The 15746-nt window shown below is 65.1% G+C and carries 19 protein-coding genes; 14 read left to right on the top strand and 5 right to left on the bottom strand.

What is annotated here, in order from left to right:
* Window positions 1-191 precede the first annotated feature (191 nt).
* Both CHR90_RS13095 and CHR90_RS19450 read right to left on the bottom strand, forming a co-directional pair.
* Window positions 192-371: a hypothetical protein gene (locus CHR90_RS13095; RefSeq protein WP_094409464.1), complete on the bottom strand. Its 180-nt coding sequence runs from the start codon at window positions 369-371 to the stop codon at window positions 192-194.
* An 83-nt stretch (window positions 372-454) separates the two neighbouring features.
* Window positions 455-616, bottom strand: a complete 162-nt coding sequence (locus tag CHR90_RS19450) for a hypothetical protein (RefSeq protein WP_170941404.1) — start codon at window positions 614-616, stop codon at window positions 455-457.
* Window positions 617-820: 204 nt separating this feature from the next.
* Here CHR90_RS19450 and hemP point away from each other — a divergent pair, with 204 nt between their 5' ends.
* The 9 genes from hemP to CHR90_RS13050 all read left to right on the top strand — a co-directional run bounded on the left by hemP (window position 821) and on the right by CHR90_RS13050 (window position 8850).
* Window positions 821-1000: a hemin uptake protein HemP gene (gene hemP, locus CHR90_RS19780; protein WP_094409463.1), complete on the top strand. Its 180-nt coding sequence runs from the start codon at window positions 821-823 to the stop codon at window positions 998-1000.
* Between the two features lie 96 nt (window positions 1001-1096).
* Window positions 1097-3271: a TonB-dependent hemoglobin/transferrin/lactoferrin family receptor gene (locus CHR90_RS13085; protein WP_094409462.1), complete on the top strand. Its 2175-nt coding sequence runs from the start codon at window positions 1097-1099 to the stop codon at window positions 3269-3271.
* A gap of 4 nt (window positions 3272-3275) precedes the next feature.
* Entirely contained in the window at window positions 3276-4085 is an 810-nt protein-coding gene (locus CHR90_RS19775; RefSeq protein ID WP_094409461.1) for an energy transducer TonB, read from the top strand.
* A 19-nt stretch (window positions 4086-4104) separates the two neighbouring features.
* Window positions 4105-5193 (top strand): hemin-degrading factor, encoded by a 1089-nt coding sequence (locus CHR90_RS13075; RefSeq protein ID WP_094409460.1) that lies wholly within the window; start codon window positions 4105-4107, stop codon window positions 5191-5193.
* A complete protein-coding gene (locus CHR90_RS13070) occupies window positions 5190-6050 on the top strand; it encodes a heme/hemin ABC transporter substrate-binding protein (protein ID WP_094409459.1) in 861 nt (286 codons plus the stop codon). Before CHR90_RS13075 ends, CHR90_RS13070 begins: the two co-directional genes overlap by 4 nt.
* Window positions 6047-7111, top strand: a complete 1065-nt coding sequence (locus tag CHR90_RS13065) for a FecCD family ABC transporter permease (RefSeq protein ID WP_094409458.1) — start codon at window positions 6047-6049, stop codon at window positions 7109-7111. The genes CHR90_RS13070 and CHR90_RS13065 overlap by 4 nt, the downstream gene beginning before the upstream one ends.
* Entirely contained in the window at window positions 7108-7884 is a 777-nt protein-coding gene (locus CHR90_RS13060) for a heme ABC transporter ATP-binding protein (RefSeq protein WP_094409457.1), read from the top strand. The genes CHR90_RS13065 and CHR90_RS13060 overlap by 4 nt, the downstream gene beginning before the upstream one ends.
* A gap of 67 nt (window positions 7885-7951) precedes the next feature.
* Window positions 7952-8443, top strand: coding sequence for a hypothetical protein (locus CHR90_RS13055; protein WP_094409456.1), 492 nt, complete (start codon window positions 7952-7954; stop codon window positions 8441-8443).
* Window positions 8444-8514: 71 nt separating this feature from the next.
* Entirely contained in the window at window positions 8515-8850 is a 336-nt protein-coding gene (locus tag CHR90_RS13050; protein WP_170941403.1) for a ribbon-helix-helix domain-containing protein, read from the top strand.
* Here the strand turns inward: CHR90_RS13050 and CHR90_RS13045 are convergent.
* The 3 genes from CHR90_RS13045 to CHR90_RS13035 all read right to left on the bottom strand — a co-directional run bounded on the left by CHR90_RS13045 (window position 8847) and on the right by CHR90_RS13035 (window position 12073).
* The gene (locus tag CHR90_RS13045) at window positions 8847-9731 is read right to left on the bottom strand and encodes a DMT family transporter (protein ID WP_094409454.1); all 885 of its coding nucleotides are present in this window, start codon (window positions 9729-9731) and stop codon (window positions 8847-8849) included. The genes CHR90_RS13050 and CHR90_RS13045 overlap by 4 nt on opposite strands.
* A gap of 30 nt (window positions 9732-9761) precedes the next feature.
* Window positions 9762-10646, bottom strand: coding sequence for a DMT family transporter (locus CHR90_RS13040; protein ID WP_170941402.1), 885 nt, complete (start codon window positions 10644-10646; stop codon window positions 9762-9764).
* Between the two features lie 89 nt (window positions 10647-10735).
* Window positions 10736-12073 carry a penicillin-binding protein activator gene (locus tag CHR90_RS13035; RefSeq protein WP_094409452.1) on the bottom strand — a complete coding sequence of 446 codons (1338 nt, stop codon included), beginning with the start codon at window positions 12071-12073 and terminating at the stop codon, window positions 10736-10738.
* Window positions 12074-12176: 103 nt separating this feature from the next.
* On the opposite strand from CHR90_RS13035, the gene rsmI reads away from it, so the two are divergent.
* The 5 genes from rsmI to gshB all read left to right on the top strand — a co-directional run bounded on the left by rsmI (window position 12177) and on the right by gshB (window position 15741).
* Window positions 12177-13010, top strand: coding sequence for a 16S rRNA (cytidine(1402)-2'-O)-methyltransferase (gene rsmI / locus CHR90_RS13030; RefSeq protein WP_308421752.1), 834 nt, complete (start codon window positions 12177-12179; stop codon window positions 13008-13010).
* 94 nt (window positions 13011-13104) lie between these two features.
* Complete coding sequence (locus CHR90_RS13025; protein WP_094409451.1) at window positions 13105-13554, top strand: carboxymuconolactone decarboxylase family protein; 450 nt, start codon at window positions 13105-13107, stop codon at window positions 13552-13554.
* A gap of 2 nt (window positions 13555-13556) precedes the next feature.
* On the top strand, window positions 13557-14420 hold the full coding sequence (gene sigJ / locus CHR90_RS13020; RefSeq protein WP_094409450.1) for an RNA polymerase sigma factor SigJ: 864 nt from the start codon (window positions 13557-13559) through the stop codon (window positions 14418-14420).
* Window positions 14417-14788 carry a YraN family protein gene (locus CHR90_RS13015; RefSeq protein ID WP_094409449.1) on the top strand — a complete coding sequence of 124 codons (372 nt, stop codon included), beginning with the start codon at window positions 14417-14419 and terminating at the stop codon, window positions 14786-14788. Before sigJ ends, CHR90_RS13015 begins: the two co-directional genes overlap by 4 nt.
* Window positions 14789-14802: 14 nt before the next feature.
* The gene (gene gshB, locus CHR90_RS13010) at window positions 14803-15741 is read left to right on the top strand and encodes a glutathione synthase (RefSeq protein ID WP_094409448.1); all 939 of its coding nucleotides are present in this window, start codon (window positions 14803-14805) and stop codon (window positions 15739-15741) included.
* Window positions 15742-15746: the final 5 nt, after the last annotated feature.

The following is a 15746-nucleotide window of genomic DNA, read 5'->3' as shown; positions in this document are numbered from 1 at the left end:
AATCGTCAGGGGCTCAACCGTGGGAACAATCCAGCGTTTTAGGACGGTCGACGGTGATACATCGGGCGTGAACTCTGGCGGCTCGGCATCCATGCTAAAGGCTCCCCTGCGCGTATCGTCATACTATAAGCAGGATACGCGAGGTGTGAAAGCACGATCAGCGTGCCGGGTCCGAAGGGGCGCGCGGCACACTAGGACGAAGTTCGCGTTGTCGCGCCTTCGGTGATCGTCGTGCCCTTCGCCTGGGTCACCTGGCCAATCGTCACGATCTCGATCCTGGGCGTCTGCCACAGCCCGCGCCCCTTGGGGGCTGCGCCTGCCTGCTCCGCGATGTCTGGAAGCGAGTGGACGCCCTGCACGTCGGATTTCATCGTCTGTCCCTTATCAAGCCCGCATAAGAAAGCACTGCGCTCTGGTCCCAGAAAGGGACAGGCCAAAAGGACCGGCCCGATCCCTATGAAATCAGCGTTGAAGGACCATCCGTTGCGCTGCCGCCTTTTATTAAGGTTATCTGGGCAATCTCCAGAATGTCAATTTCTGGTTTTTGCCAAGTCCGCAGCGGTTTATCGATCTCTCCTGTCTCATTAGGGGAGATATTTTCGGTTTTTTCCACCATTTTACGCCTCGTCGTAAATTTTGCATTTGATTGAATTTATATTAGGTATTTCATATGAATAATAAAATATCAGTTTGCGCAGTGACTGAATGATCTCACGCCTAGGCCGACGCGCCGAAAAACGCACCTCTTGCAGTTAAGAATCGTTTGCATTCGCAAAGTGATCCCGCTAGGCTCCCTGGGTCTTTTGCGAGAGGTGCCGCCATGTCTAACCTTGCCCCCGCCCCATCCTCGGCCCCATCCGCCCGGCCGGTTCCGGGCGATTTGCCGATGCTGAATAGCCGCGATCTGTTTACGACCCAGCGTGAAGTGCTGATCCAACATGGCACCGAGCATTACCGCCTGCGCCTGACCTCCACGAATAAGCTGATCCTGACCAAGTAACCCCTACGCGGGCGTCCCTCCCCCCGCGTTTTGCCCCGCCAGCCGCGACTGCCAGCATCGGGCCTTCCTATTGATCCCTGATGGTGGTGAGTTTCCATGCCGATCCTCGATCGCTCGCGGCTGCGGGCGTTATCCTTTTCCGTTGCCCTGCCCGCCCTGCTGCTGCCGGGCCTCGCGGGCGCCCAGACCGCCCCGGTCACGCAGCTCGACGCCGTATCGATCACCGGCACCCGGTCGGAAAAACCGATTGGCGAGGAAACCGGCACCGTCACCGTCATTCAGGAAAAGGACTTGCAACGCCGCAGCGTTCACCGTCCGCAGGATGCCGTGCGCTACGAGCCGGGGGTGAATGTCGGCAATCAGCCGACCCGTGCCGGTCAAGGCGCCTACACTATTCGCGGCATCGGCGGTAACCGCGTCCGCGTGCAGGTGGATGGCGTGAAACTGCCCGATTATCCGGCGTCCAACCCCGCCTATACCCGTGACACGGTGGATTTCGACAGTTTGAAGCGGCTTGAAATCCTGCGCGGCCCTGGCTCTGCCCTCTACGGATCGGATGCGTTGGGCGGTGTCGTCTCCTACGTCACCAAAGACCCGAGCGACTATCTGAACGAGGTTGGTCGCGACTGGTACGTTGGCGGCCGGGCCAATTACGACAGTGCCGATAAGAGTTTCGGCGAGGGTGCCACTGCCGCCGGGCGCGTCGGCGCGGTCGAAGGGCTGCTAAACTACACCCGCCGCGACGGGCATGAGGTAAAGAACAAGGGCGCGCTGAAGGCCAATCCGCAGGATTATTCCAGCGATAATCTGCTAGGGAAACTTCAGGTCGGCCCGAAGGACAACCGCTTTCGCCTGACCGGCGAATATCTTCAGCGCGAGACCGATACGAATGTGGTGACCGACCGCAGCGCCACGGTTCTCGACTCGAAGGGCGAAGATCTCACCCGCCGCTTCCGCATTAGCCTCGATCATACCTACGCCCGCCCGCTGGGCTTCATCGACCAGATCGACTGGAAAGCCTATTACACCCGCGCCAGCCGCGAAGAGGTGACCAAGCAGCAGCGCCTGACCTCCGGCGTTCCGGCCTATCGCTTCTCCGATCTCGACTTTACCCAGGATATTTACGGCGGCGAGGTACAGGCCAAATCCTCCGCCACCTGGTTCGGCATGAAGCATGCCTTCACCTATGGCGTTTCCTTGGACGAAACCAAGACCGAACGGCCCCGCAATCGCTACGAGCGCAACCTGCGCACCGGGGCGGTCACGCAAAGCTTCTCTGGTGGGCCGGGCGTGCCGCCGGAACTCTTCCCGAACAAGACCTTCCCGGATACGAAAACCGTGCAGGCCGGGGCCTATGTCCAGGATGAAATCACGACCGGCGCCTGGACCATCCTGCCCGCCGTGCGCTTCGACTATTACAAGCTTACCCCGTCGCCGGATCAGGCCTACGCCAACACGAATTATCAGAACTTCGTCGTGCGCGAGTTTTCGGATACCGCCGTGTCGCCAAAGCTGGGGGCGACCTATAAGATTGACGACCGCTTTACCCTGTTCGGCCAATATGCCCACGGCTTCCGCGCCCCACCCTATGACGATGCCAATATCGGCTTCACCAATGGCCCGTCGCGCTACGAAATCCTGCCCAACGCCAACCTGAAGCCCGAAGAAAGCGACGGGGTGGAAGCCGGGTTGCGCGGCAAGTTCAAGGACGGCAGCAGCTTTGCCGTCTCCGGCTTCTACAATGCCTATACCGACTTCATCGAAAGCACGATGATCGGCACCCGCCAAGGGATTACGCAGTATCAATCGCGCAATGTCTCGAAAGCCACCATCTGGGGCTTTGAAGCGCGCGGCGAATACCGCTTCCTGCCCGATTGGGGCCTAATTGGCAGCCTTGCCTATGCCCACGGCACCAACGACGATACCGACCGTCCGTTGGATAATGTCGCGCCACTGATCCTGCGCGCCGGGCTGACCTATGATCACCCGACGCAGAATTGGGGCGCCAGCGTTACGGCCACCCATTATGCGGAAAAGAGCCGGGTCAGCGATCCCAGCTACTTCAAGGTTCCATCGGCGACCACGCTCGACCTCGCGGGTTATTGGGATGTCAGCGAGCAGATCGGCTTTACCGCGGGTGTGTATAATCTGTTCGATAAGAAATATTACAACTATCTCGACGTGTCCGGCTTCCAGTCGAACCGCGCCGATATGGAACGCTACACCCAGCCGGGCCGCACCTTCATGGTCGGTCTGACCGCCCGCTGGTAGTCCAATGACCGGGTTGCGGATCGAAGAGCCGAAGCGCGGCGGGGGCTTTGCCCTGTCGCTGCTGGCGCATGGCGCGGTGATCGCGGGCTTTGCCGCCTTCGCCGCCCCGCGCCCCGGTTTGCCGCAGCCCGAGATTCAACCGATCGCCCTGGTGATGGTTCCGGCGCCGGTCGAGGCGCCTACGCCTCGAGCACCAGCGATGGAACCGGTTCAGGCCGCCCCGGCCCCGGCAGAACCGGTCGCGGAAGCCCCCGAGCCACCGTCCCTTGCCGCGCTGGCCCCACCCGTGGCAGAGGCTTTACCGCTGCCCGAACCGCCCCCGCCGGTTAAGGCCGAACCCGCTAAAATCGACCCGAAACCAGTCCCCAAGCCTGCCCCGCGCCCGGCTCCAAAACCCGCCGTTGCCAAAGCCCCAGCACCGATTGCACCCTCCCCGGTTGCCGTCAGCCCCCTTCCGGCCGTGCCCGAGACGAATGCCCCCGCCGTCGCCAGTCCGCCCCCCGCCGCCCCCGTGCCGGAAATTGCGGCAGGACCGCCGCTGATCACCGAACCGCGCTTCCGCGAACCGCCCACCAAGCCCGCCTATCCCCCGCGCGCCGCCGCGCTCGACCAACAGGGGGAAGCCTTGGTCCGCGTTCTCGTGACACCCGAGGGCGAGCAGGAGGAGGTGCAGCTATGGCGCAGTTCGGGCTTCGACCTGCTGGACCGCGCGGCCCTCGCCGCCGTCCGCCGCTGGCGCTTTGAACCCTATCGCCGCAACGGCACAGCCCAGGCCGCCTGGGTGCAGGTGCCCGTTCGCTTCACGTTGAATTGACCCCCCAAAGGAACCCGCCATGACGAGCATTCAATCCCCCGCCGCCAGCCCCACCGCGCGCCTTTCCGGGTTCGAGGATTTGGCGGCCCGCCATCGCGCCCTTTTGGCCGACGAGCCGAACCTGCGCCGCCGCAACGCTGCCGAACGCTTGGGTGTGTCGGAACTTGATCTGCTGCTCGCGGGCGGTGATGGCGCCGTCAGTCAGCGCCTCCGCCCGGAGTTCAAGGACATCCTGGCGCGGGTGCCAACCCTTGGCCCGGTGATGGTGCTGACGCGCAACGATAGCATCGTCCACGAAAAGACCGGCCCCTATAACGCCCCGTCCTTCGATGGGATGGTCGGGCTGGTGTTGGGCGAAGCGATCGACCTGCGCATCTTCCTATGGCACTGGGCGCATGCCGTCGCCGCGACCGAAACCAGCCCGCGCGGCGCCCGCCGGTCGCTGCATTTCTTCGATAAGGCGGGCGGCGCCCTGCATAAAATCTATCTGGTGGAAGGCAGCGATCCGGGTGCTTTCGACGCGCTGACTGCCGCCTTCCTGCTGCACGATCCTGCCCCGCTGGCGTTGGAAGCCTTGGCCCCGGCGAAAGTGCCTTTGCCCGATAGTGACATTGACCAAGCTGGGTTCATCGCGGGCTGGGATGCCTTGCAAGATACCCACGAGTTCCACGGGCTGCTGACCAAGTTCAAGCTGGCCCGCCAGCAGGCGCTGCGCCTTGCCGGGGAAGCCCGTGCCCGCCCGGTGGCCCCGACGGCCCTGCGCACCGTGCTAACCGCCGCCGCCGAGGCCGAAACGCCGATCATGGTCTTCGTCGGCAATCCGGGGATCATCCAAATCCATACCGGCCCCGTGAAAAAGCTGTTGGAAATGGGGCCGTGGTTCAACGTCATGGACCCCGATTTCAACCTGCATATTTTCGAGCCGACGATTACCCACGCCTGGGTCGTCTATAAGCCCACCGCCGATGGGGTTGTGACCTCGCTGGAACTGTTCGACGCGCAAGAAACCCTCGTCGCGTCGTTGTTCGGTAAGCGCAAGCCCGGTCAGGCGGAAGACTCCGCTTGGCGCGCGCTGGTCGCCGCCCTGCCGACCTTGGGCGCCCAATGAGACGCGCGCTTTTTCCGCTGCTGATGGCGCTCCTCGCGCTGCCGGTGCAGGCGGCAGACCCCCGCTTGGTTGCAGCGGGCGGGACGGCCACGGAAATCATCTATGCCTTGGGCGCCGAAAAGGGGTTGGTCGGGGTCGATACCACCAGCCTGTATCCGCGCGAGGCGATGAAACTGCCGAATATCGGCTATGTGCGGGCGTTATCCGCAGAAGGCATTCTGGCGCTCACCCCCACCCTGGTCATCGCCGCCGCCGAAGCCGGACCGCCGCCGATCTTGGGCCAGATCGCCGCCGCCGGGATTCCGATCCTGCCGCTCGCCGATGGGTTCAGCGAGGCCGCCGTGCTAGCGCGCATCGGGCAAATCGGGGCGGCGCTGGGGAAGACGGAGGAAGCAGGGAAGCTGCAAGCCGCCGTCCGCCGCGATCTGGCTACCGCCCGCGCCGCCGTGGCCCCACTACCGGACAAGCCGAAAGTTCTCTTCGTGCTCTCCGCCCAACGCGGGCTTGTCGCCGCCGGGGACGATACCGCCGCCGCCGTGATGATCGAGCTTGCGGGCGGACGGAACGCCGTCAGCGGCTATACCGGCTATAAACCGGTGACGCCGGAAGCCGCCTTCGCCGCCGCCCCGGACATTATCCTGACCGGTAGCCATGTGATCGACGCGCTGGGCGGCGTTGACGTGCTGCGCCATCATCCCGACCTGATCGGCACCCCGGCGGCGCGCGAGGGGCGGATTATCGTCCGCGACGCCATGTTCATGCTCGGGTTCGGACCGCGCCTCGGGGCCGCCGTGCTCGATCTGGCGCAAGCCCTCCACCCCGGTGTCACCCTGCCGACCCTCGCAGCGAAACCATGAGCGACGCGAGCCTACTCCTGCCGATGAGCCTTAGCCCCCTGCGCCGCCCCTTGGTTCTGGCAGGGCTTGGCGCCCTCGTCCTGCTGCTCGCGGTTCTCTCGCTCGGCATTGGCGCGGTGAAACTTTCCCCCGCGCAAGTGCTGACAGCACTGATTGATCCGGCTGCGGACCCGAGCGCGGCGCTGGTGCTGAAGGCTATCCGCCTGCCGCGCCTGCTGCTGGCGGCCCTGGTCGGGGCCTGTTTAGCCGGGGCGGGGGCGGCGATGCAGGGGCTGTTTCGCAATCCTTTGGCCGATCCGGGATTGATCGGCGTCTCCAGCGGCGCCGCCCTGGCCGCCGTCGCGGCGATCGTCTTCGGCGGACGGGTGCCCTATCTAGCGGGACCGGCGCTGGTGCCGTTCGCGGCCTTCGTCGGCAGCGGACTTGCCACCGGGGCGACCCTGCTGCTCGCGCAGCACTTGCAGCGCGGCGTCGGGCGCGCCTCGGGCGTTGCGGGGCTGCTACTGGCGGGACTTGCCATCACAACGATCACGATGGCCGGAGTCGGTTTCATGACCTATCTGTCCGACGACCGCCAGATGCGCGACATTAGCTATTGGACCCTGGGGTCGATGGCGAACGGCGGCTGGCGCGGTGTCTCCTGGGTCTTTCCCGCCGCGCTGATCGCCCTCGGCGGATTACTATTCCATGCCCGCAGCCTGGATGCCCTGGCCCTGGGGGAGCGGGAGGCCGCGCACCTTGGCGTGCCGGTCGCCCGGCTGCGGTTGATCCTGGTGATCCTCGCCGCCCTTGGCGTCGGCGCCGCGACGGCCTTCTGCGGTGTCATCGGCTTTCTCGGGCTGCTCGGCCCGCATCTCGCCCGGCTGCTGCTCGGCGCCGGACACCGCTTCGTGCTGCCGGGGGCCATGCTGCTCGGCGCGGCCCTCCTAATGCTGGCCGACATCGGCGCCCGCACCCTCGCCGCCCCCGCCGAACTGCCGGTCGGGCTGCTGACTAACCTCATCGGCGGCAGCTTCTTCCTGTGGATGCTGGCGCGGCAAAGCAAAGGCGGGGCGCTATGATCCGCGCGGAAAGCCTGAGCCTAACCCTTGGCGGTAAATCGATCCTGCGGGATGTCAGCTTCGCCCTCGCCCCCAGCAGCGTGACCGTGATCCTCGGGGCGAACGGCGCGGGGAAATCATCGCTGCTCGGGCTGCTCGCCGGGGATCGGCCCGCCAGCGCCGGCAGCCTCTCCTGGTTCGGGCGGCCCATTGGCGCATGGACGGCCCGCGATCTCGCCCGCCACCGCGCCGTCGTCCCGCAGGCGAGCCAACTGGCCTTTCCCTTCACCGTTGCCGAGGTAGTGGCCCTCGGGCGCTTGCCCCATGCCGACCCGCGCCGCGATGCCGAAGCCCTCGCCGCCGTCAGGCACCGTCTGTCGCTGGAAACCTTGTGGTCGCGCAGTTTCGCCAGCCTTTCGGGCGGCGAGCAACAGCGGGTGCAGTTCGCCCGCGCCCTCGCGCAACTCTGGCATCCGCCGGGCGACGCCCCGCCGCGTGCTCTGCTACTGGATGAACCAACGGCGGCACTCGATCTGAAGCATCAGGTGCTGATTTTGGAAGAAGCCCGTTCCTTGGCCCAGCGCGACGGGGTGACCGTGGTGGCGATTTTGCACGATCTGACCCTCGCCGCCCGCATCGCCGACCGGGCCTTGCTGCTGCATCGCGGCGCCTTGCTGCGTGCCGGGCCGATTGAAAGCGTGCTGGAAGCCGACCCGCTCTCTACCGCTTACGAAACCCCCGTCAGCGTCCTCCGGCATCCTGATAGCGGACGCCTGCTGGTTTCGGCAGCGTGATCTTGCCGCAATCCAGGCACAGGATTAAGTAAAGCAAGCTGCGACTGCGGCTTTAGGGAGAAAGATCATGATCGGCTTCGTCGGGCGCGGCGCCTTGGTGCTATCCCTGATCGGGCTCACGGCCTGCACGCCGCCCCAGCCGCGCTTTCGTGCCCTCGAGGCGGCATTGCTGGGGAAAGACGGGCGGCAGGGCGAGCGGTTTACCCTGTCCGCCAGCTATTATCCCGGCGATGGGGCGGTGCAACTCTCCGGCATTCTGCCCGGCGGCGAGAAGTTTACGGGCAATCTGATCCAAGAAAGCCGAACAGTCTATACGCGGCCACCGGTGTATCGCCCGCCGGTCCTTTGGCGTGGGCGCGTCTATTATCCCGACGATGATTACTATGATTACGGCCCACGCACCGAATATAGCTCACGCGGGCAGGCGATGCTGCTGGGCAGTCAGGCGCGCACGCTGAACTGCCAGTTCACCTTTGCCGATGCGGGGTCGGGCGTCTTTGGCGGCGGGTTCGGCGAATGCAGCCTGTCGGACGGGCAAAAGGTCACTCTGACCTTCTGACACCCCTAAAATTTCACCGACCTGAGCAATACAGCGGTTGCATATTTCGATACGATATAGAATATGGAGATATGAGTGATCGTGCTTCTTCCCGTCCCTCTGGCTTTACCGACTCGAGCCTGCGCTGCCAAACGGTTCGCGTCGGCGCCCGGCGAACGTCGGTGCGCCTGGAGCCCGAGATGTGGGACGCGCTGGAGACGATTACCCGCCTCAGCGGGCTGACCCTGCCGAAAATCCTCAGTGATGTGGATTTGTATCGGCAACAATCCTCGCTGACCTCGGCCGTGCGCGTGTTCCTTCTCCACTTCTACCGCGCCGCCGCACAGCATCCGGGTGAAGCGCCCAAAGCTTGGGTGGAGATTGCAATCCACGGCGGCAAGCGGGCCGCCACCCGGCGACAGGCTTAACCGGCCTTCTTCTCCTTCGCCCAGATCAGCCCGCCGACGATCAAAACGCCGCCGAGCAGATGTTCCTGGGTGATCGGCTCGCTATAGATCGCCCAGCCGACGATCCCGGTAAAAATCAACGACAGGTGACTGCCCATCGCCGCAAAGGCGGCGGGGAGCCGTTGCAGGGCATAGGCAAAGGTCAGTTGCGCGACGCCGCCGAAGACGGCCAGCCCCAGCACGGGCCAGAGTGACCGCCAATCGCTGATCGCCGTCGCCTCCCCGGAGATCAGAGTGACGGCGAAGAGCAGCGGAATGGCAATCAGATTGGTCCAGAAGGTCGCCGTCGTGCTGCCAAGCTCCACCGTCACCCGGCTGGTAACGACGGTATAGCCCGCGTACACGAAAGCGGCGCAGAGCGTCAGGATCGCCCCGACATAGGCCTCCGCCGCCTGGGCCGCGCCGCCCGCCGCTTGGGGGCGCAGGGCAACGATGGCGCCGCCGATCAGGGTGAGCGCCAGCCCGGTGGTCAGGCGCCGCGTTGGCTTTTCCCCCAGCAGCGGCCAGGCGAGCAGGGCGACAATCGCAGGATAGATATTGATGATCAGCGTCGCGCTCATCAGGCTGGTGCGGATAATCGCCGCGTACCAAAGCGCAAGGTCTGCCGCGTAAAATAGCCCCGCCAGCCCCATCCAGGTCCATAGGGCGCGCGGCGGTAGGCTGCGAATGCGCCAGCCGGTCAACAGCAGCGAGAACACAAGCCGCCACCCGGCGGTCGCGGCCGGGCCGAGCATGGTGGCGCGGTTGAAGATCAGGCCAACCGCCCCCAGCGCCGGACCGGCGACGAGCGCGGCGAAAGCATCAAGGGAGGCAGTCTTTTGGGTCGGCAGCGGCACGGCCATCGGGGGCGTCTCTTTCCCCGGTTGGTTCCGTCACCGGGTTAGCGTCAGCAAGGCAATAATTGCACCTGTTATGATTATCGTGCCCGACGCTTCACGGAACCCGAATTTTTCACGCAGCAGCAATGTGGAGGCGAGGACCGTGAACACCAGTTCCGCCTGCCCGAGCGCCCGCACATAAGCCGCTTTCTGCAAAGTGAAGGCCAAGAACCAGCAGGCCGATCCAAGGGCGGAGAGCACGGCGACCGGCACCGCCGCCCGCCACGTCTGGAAGACCTTAGAGATCATCCCCGGCTCGCGCAGCAGCAGCCAGCCCCCCAGCATCAAGGTTTGCGTGCAGGTTGCCGCCGACAAAGTGACGAGCGCCGCGAGGACCGGCAGCGGCGACGCCAGCGCCAAGGAGGCATCGCGAAAAAACATCGCCGACCAGCCGAAGAAAAAACCGGACAGCAGCCCATAAGCGCCGCCCCGGCCCAGCAGATCGCGCAGGTTCAGGCTCTTGAGGGTCAGCAGTGCAACGCCGCCGAAGCCCGCAAGAATGGCCAGCGCCCCGCCCCAGCCCACGTGTTCGCCGAAGAACAGCGCCGCAATCACAGCGGCTTGCAGGGCTTCGGTCTTCGACAGGGCGGTGCCAACGGCAAAACTATCGCGCGTGATCGCCAGTAGCAGGGCAGAGGTTGCGAGAATTTGCGCAAGGCCGCCCAGGATCACCGAAACCCAAAAGTCGCCGGGCATCGCTGGCAACGGCTGGCCACTAACGGCGACAACGGCGGCCAATCCTGCCAGCGCCAGCGGCGCGCCATAGATGTAGCGCACAAAATTCGCGCCATTGGTGCTAAGACGGCCCTTCAGACCGCGCTGCTGGAAGGTGCGCACACATTGGAAAAACGCGGCGGCGAGCGTGACGATGATCCACATGCCGCCAGCATGGCCCCCAACGCAGGGCCGGTCACGCGCGGTTTTGGCGAGGGGCGGTGGAGTTTTCCTCAACCGCGCCCAAGCACCCCTTAGTTCGCGGGCGGCAGGAAGCTGCCCGGTGCCGGGGCGACCTGCTTGTGTTGGCCGCGCTGGATTTCCCATACGGCGAGGCCCCGTTCGGAACTGCCGTCCATATTCAAGCGAAACAGCCCTTCGACCCCGGCAAAACCATTTGGATTGGTCAGGGTTGAGTCTGAGAAGTTCGGCCCACCCGTCAGCTTGCCGATCACCGCCGTCAGGGCGACAGCATCATAGGCCAGCGAGGCAATCCGGTTCGGCGTTGCGCCGAAGGCAGCCTTGAATTTCTCTTCAAACGGCCCGCGCGCGGCGGGATCGGGCGCCGCATACCAGCCACCGACCAAGCCCGGTTCGGCCCCCAGCGTCGTATCGTCCCAGGCGGGCGGGCCGACGAGGCGAACGTCCTTCACATCGATGTCATAATAGGGGATCCACGGCCCCATCTGCTTCAGGCGTGCCCCGGCTTCGGCCAGGACCAACACTTGATAGGATGGCGGCGGGGTGGGTTGTGCGCGGCGGCGATCGTATTCTGCCGTGCGGCGCACGATGCCTTGGAAATCGGTAGCCGCCGCCGGATAGGTATCGGCGCGCACCACCGTACTTCCCAGTTGCGGCACGGCTTTTTCAAGCGCGGCAAGCGTTTGACGGCCAATCGCCGAGTCCGGCACCAAGGCCGCATAGCGCGTCGCGCCCTTTTCGTGCGTGATCGCCAGCACCCGTTGCAGCGCCTGCACTGGCGATAGGCCGAGCGTATACACCCCCGTTTGGGCGACGCTACGGTCGTTGGAGAAGCTAATGACCGACAGGCCCGCCGCTTTGGCGATCGGCGCCACCTCGCTCACCTGATTGGAGAACAGCGGCCCGAGAATGATATGCGCACCTGCCGCCACGGCGGCATTCGCGGCGGCGGTTGCCCCGTCTTTTTCCGTATCGAAGGGCAGCAGCTTAAAGCCTTCCGACGCATGGTCGAAGACGGCGATCTGCGCCGCTTCCAGCAAATTTTGGCCCACCGCCTGCGCCCGGCCCGACAGCGGCACCAGCAGCGCCACGCGGATCGCCGGTTTCGGCGCCGGGGCGGACAGCCCAGGCGTCGGCACCGCCCCGACCGGCGCGGAGGGGATCGCATTGCCCGGCGCGGGACCGCCACTCGGCGGTAGCGGCGCCGTTTCAACCGGCGCGGGCGGGGTGGGGCGGGTGTTCCAGGCCGGTTTCGCCGGTTCCTGCGCCGTGACCGGCGGCTTGGCTTGCGGCGCTGGCTCCGTTACGGTCGGACGGCTGCCGGGCATTTGCCCACAGGCCGCGACCAGAAGCCCCAATGCCAGGATCGCCGAGCGCGTGACAGCCGACATCGAAAACCCTTCCCCTCGCCGGAACAAAAACCGCCTTGACCCTACCGGGGAGGCCCCGACAAATCCAGCCCAATCAGAGGGTTCGGAGACCGTGGGGAGTGGTTTGTCGCCGGGCCTCTACCTTGTCGCGACCCCGATTGGCAATGCCGAGGACATCACTTTGCGCGCGTTGACGGTGCTAAAGCGCGCCGCCGTGATCGCCTGCGAGGATACGCGCGTTACCGGCCCGCTCATGAAGCGCTATGGCATCAAAACGCCGCTGGTGGCCTATCACGACCATAACGGCGCCGTGATGCGCCCAAAACTGCTGGCCCGCGTGCGCGCGGGGGAGGCCGTCGCCCTCGTCTCCGACGCCGGAATGCCGCTGATTTCCGATCCCGGGTATAAGCTGGTGCGGGACGCGCAGGCCGAAGGGCTGGCGATCACCAGCGCCCCCGGCGCCTCGGCGGTTCTGACGGCCCTGCAACTCTCTGGCCTGCCATCCGACCGCTTCCTCTTCGCGGGCTTCCCCGATCATAAAAGCGGCGCGCGGCAAACGCTGTTCCGTTCCCTTGCCACCGTCCCGGCAACGCTGATCTTCTTTGAAGGACCGTCGCGCGTTGCCGATAGTTTGGCCGACATGGCCGCCGTTTTCGGTCCGCGTGAAGCCGCCCTGGTGCGTGAGATTACCAAACTCTACGAGGAAGTGCGTCGTGCCCCCCTGCCCGACCTCGCCCGCCATTTCGCCGAGGCCGGTCCGCCGCGCGGTGAAATCGTCATTGTCGTTGCCCCGCCGGGGGAGGAGGCCGCCACCGCCGAGGCTGATCTCGATACGATGCTACGCGAGGCGCTTGCCAGCCATTCGGTGCGCGACGCCGCCGATCTAGTCGCCACCGCCACCGGCCAGCCGCGCCGGGCGGTCTATAGCCGGGCGCTGGAGATCGCCAAGGAAAAATAGGAGTACTGTCCAGATTTTTCCGCCCCCATGTCACAAACAGCGGGGGCGGCGGCGTCATAGGCGCGTCACCCCTTCATCGGAAAGGAAGCCGATCATGACGCCCCAACGCCTGAACCCCTATCACGCCAACCCAAAGGCCTATGAGGCCCTGATTGCGTTGGAAACCTACCTTAAGACCTGCGGGCTAGAGTATTCTCTGATCGAATTGATCAAAACCCGCGCCTCGCAGATCAACGGCTGCGCCTTCTGCCTGCATATGCACACGACCGACGCCCGCAAGGCCGGGGAGAGCGAGCTGCGCTTGCATTTGCTGGCCGCGTGGCGCGAATCGAGCCTCTATACCCCGCGCGAGCGTGCCGCCCTGGGGTGGACCGAGGCGCTGACCCTGCTGTCGCAGACCGGCGCGCCAGAGGCGGAGTATGCGGCTTTTCAGGCCGAGTTCACCCCGGCGGAGCAGGTGGATGTGACGGCGCTGATCGGCATGATCAACCTGTGGAACCGGCTGGCCGTCGGCTTCCGCCTCGCCCATCCTAAAGCTGCCTAAGTATGAGCACTGCCCGTGCCGCCGCCCAATTCGAAGCGCATCGCCCGTTTCTAAAACGGCTGGCGGCGCGGCTACTTGGCTCCCGCGCCGATGCCGACGATGTTGTGCAAGACGCCTACCTGCGCTGGCACCGCGTGGCGGCGGCGCAAACAGTGGAAACGCCGCGCGCCTATCTGGTACGGATCGTCACCCGCCTGTGCCTCGACCGCATGCGCGCGCTGCGGCGCCAGCGCCTCGCCTATGACGGCCCCTGGCTGCCGGAGCCGGAGTTGGAGCCGGAGCAGGATTTGACGCTAACCCTGCTGCTCGCCCTCGAACGCCTCTCGCCATTGGAACGGGCGGCCTTCTTGTTGCACGATGTCTTCGGAACGCCCTTCGCCGATCTGGCCGTAATCCTAAAACGCAGCGAGGCGGCCTGCCGCCAATTGGCCGCCCGCGCCCGCGCCCATATCCAAGCTGCCCAACCCCGCTATCCCGTCGATGCCCGCGAGGCAGAGGCGATAACGGAGGCGTTTTTCAAAGCCAGTCACCTCGGTGATATGGCCGCACTCACCCAATTGCTCGCCGCCGATGCCGTGCTGCTGGCCGATGGCGGCGGCGTGCGCTTGGCCGTGCGCAATCCGATCCTGGGGCGCGACAAGGTTGCCCGCTTCTTTGCCGGGCTGGCCCGTAAGCGCGGCCCCTCGGCGCCCAACCGTCCCCACCTCGGCCCGATCAACGGGCTGCCCGGCTATGTAACCTTGGAAAGCGACGGGCTTCCGCAAAGCACCGCCTTTAAAATCGAGAATGGCCAGATCGCCGCCATTTACATTGTCCGCAACCCGCATAAGCTGCGGATGATGAAATTTCTTCCCCTGTCCCGATGAGTACCCGCCAAGAGCGCGGCCAGACCGCCTATCGCCGGGGGCGCTTTGGCGAGGGCGTGGCCGTGCTGTGGCTGGGGCTGAAGGGCTATCGGCTGCTGGGGCGCAATCTGCGCACGCCGTTCGGGGAAATCGACCTGCTGGCGCGGCGCGGACGCTGGTTGATTGCCGTCGAAGTCAAGGCGCGCGGCGATATGGCGACGGCGCGGGCCGCCATTCATCCCAGCCAGCGCGACCGGTTGCTCAGGGCGTTAGCGTGGCTGGTGTCGCGCCGTCCCGATTTCAAGGACTTGCAACCGCGCTGCGACGCGCTTTTGATAGCGCCCGGACAGTGGCCCCGGCATGTGCTGAACGCCTTCGGGGATGAATAAGGAAAGATACCGCGATGACCCTGACGGTTGCCCTGCAAATGGACCCTATCCACAGCATCGACGTTCAGGGCGACAGTACCCTGATGCTCGGGCTGGAGGCGCAACGGCGGGGGCATAAGCTCTATCACTACCTGCCGCAGAACCTATCGCTGAAGAATGGCGCCGTGGTCGCCACCGGCCACGGGCTGACCCTGCGACACGAGGCAGGCAATCACTTCGATCTGGGGGCGGAGGAGGAATTCAACCTCGCCGACCTCGACGTGATCCTGCTGCGCCAAGACCCACCCTTCGATCTCGCCTATCTGACGACGACCTGGCTGCTGGAAAAAATCCACCCGAGCACGCTGGTCGTCAACGATCCGTCCTGGGTGCGGGCGATGCCGGAGAAAATCTTCGTCACCGAATTCCCTGACCTGATGCCGCCGACGCTGATCACCTCCGACCCCAAGCAGGCCGTAGCCTTCCGGGAGGAGCATAAGGACATTATCGTGAAGCCGCTCTACGGCAACGGCGGCGCGGGGGTCTTCCACCTGCGCCCGGACGATGAAAACCTATCGGCGCTGATCGAACTCTATCAAAAACTGGGGCGCGAGCCGTTCATGGTGCAACGCTACCTGCCGGAGGTTCGGGCGGGCGATAAGCGCATCATTCTGATCGACGGCCACCCGGCGGGCGCCGTGCTGCGCGTTCCCGCCGATGGCGAGGCGCGCGCCAATATGCACGTGGGCGGCCGCGCGGTGAAAACCGATCTTTCACCGCGCGACCTTGAAATCTGCGCCCGCATCGGCCCGACCCTGCGGGAGCGCGGGCAGATTTTCGTTGGGATCGATGTGATCGGCGACTATCTGACCGAAATCAACGTCACCTCCCCCACCGGCATCCAGCAAATCAATCGCCTCAACGGCGTGCATCTGGAACGGGACATTTGGGACGCGATTGAGCGGCGGCTTTAGCCGCT

The sequence above is a fragment of the Elstera cyanobacteriorum genome, from assembly GCF_002251735.1.
In the GTDB taxonomy this organism is placed as follows: domain Bacteria; phylum Pseudomonadota; class Alphaproteobacteria; order Elsterales; family Elsteraceae; genus Elstera; species Elstera cyanobacteriorum.
This window is presented reverse-complemented; position numbering and strand designations above follow the sequence as displayed.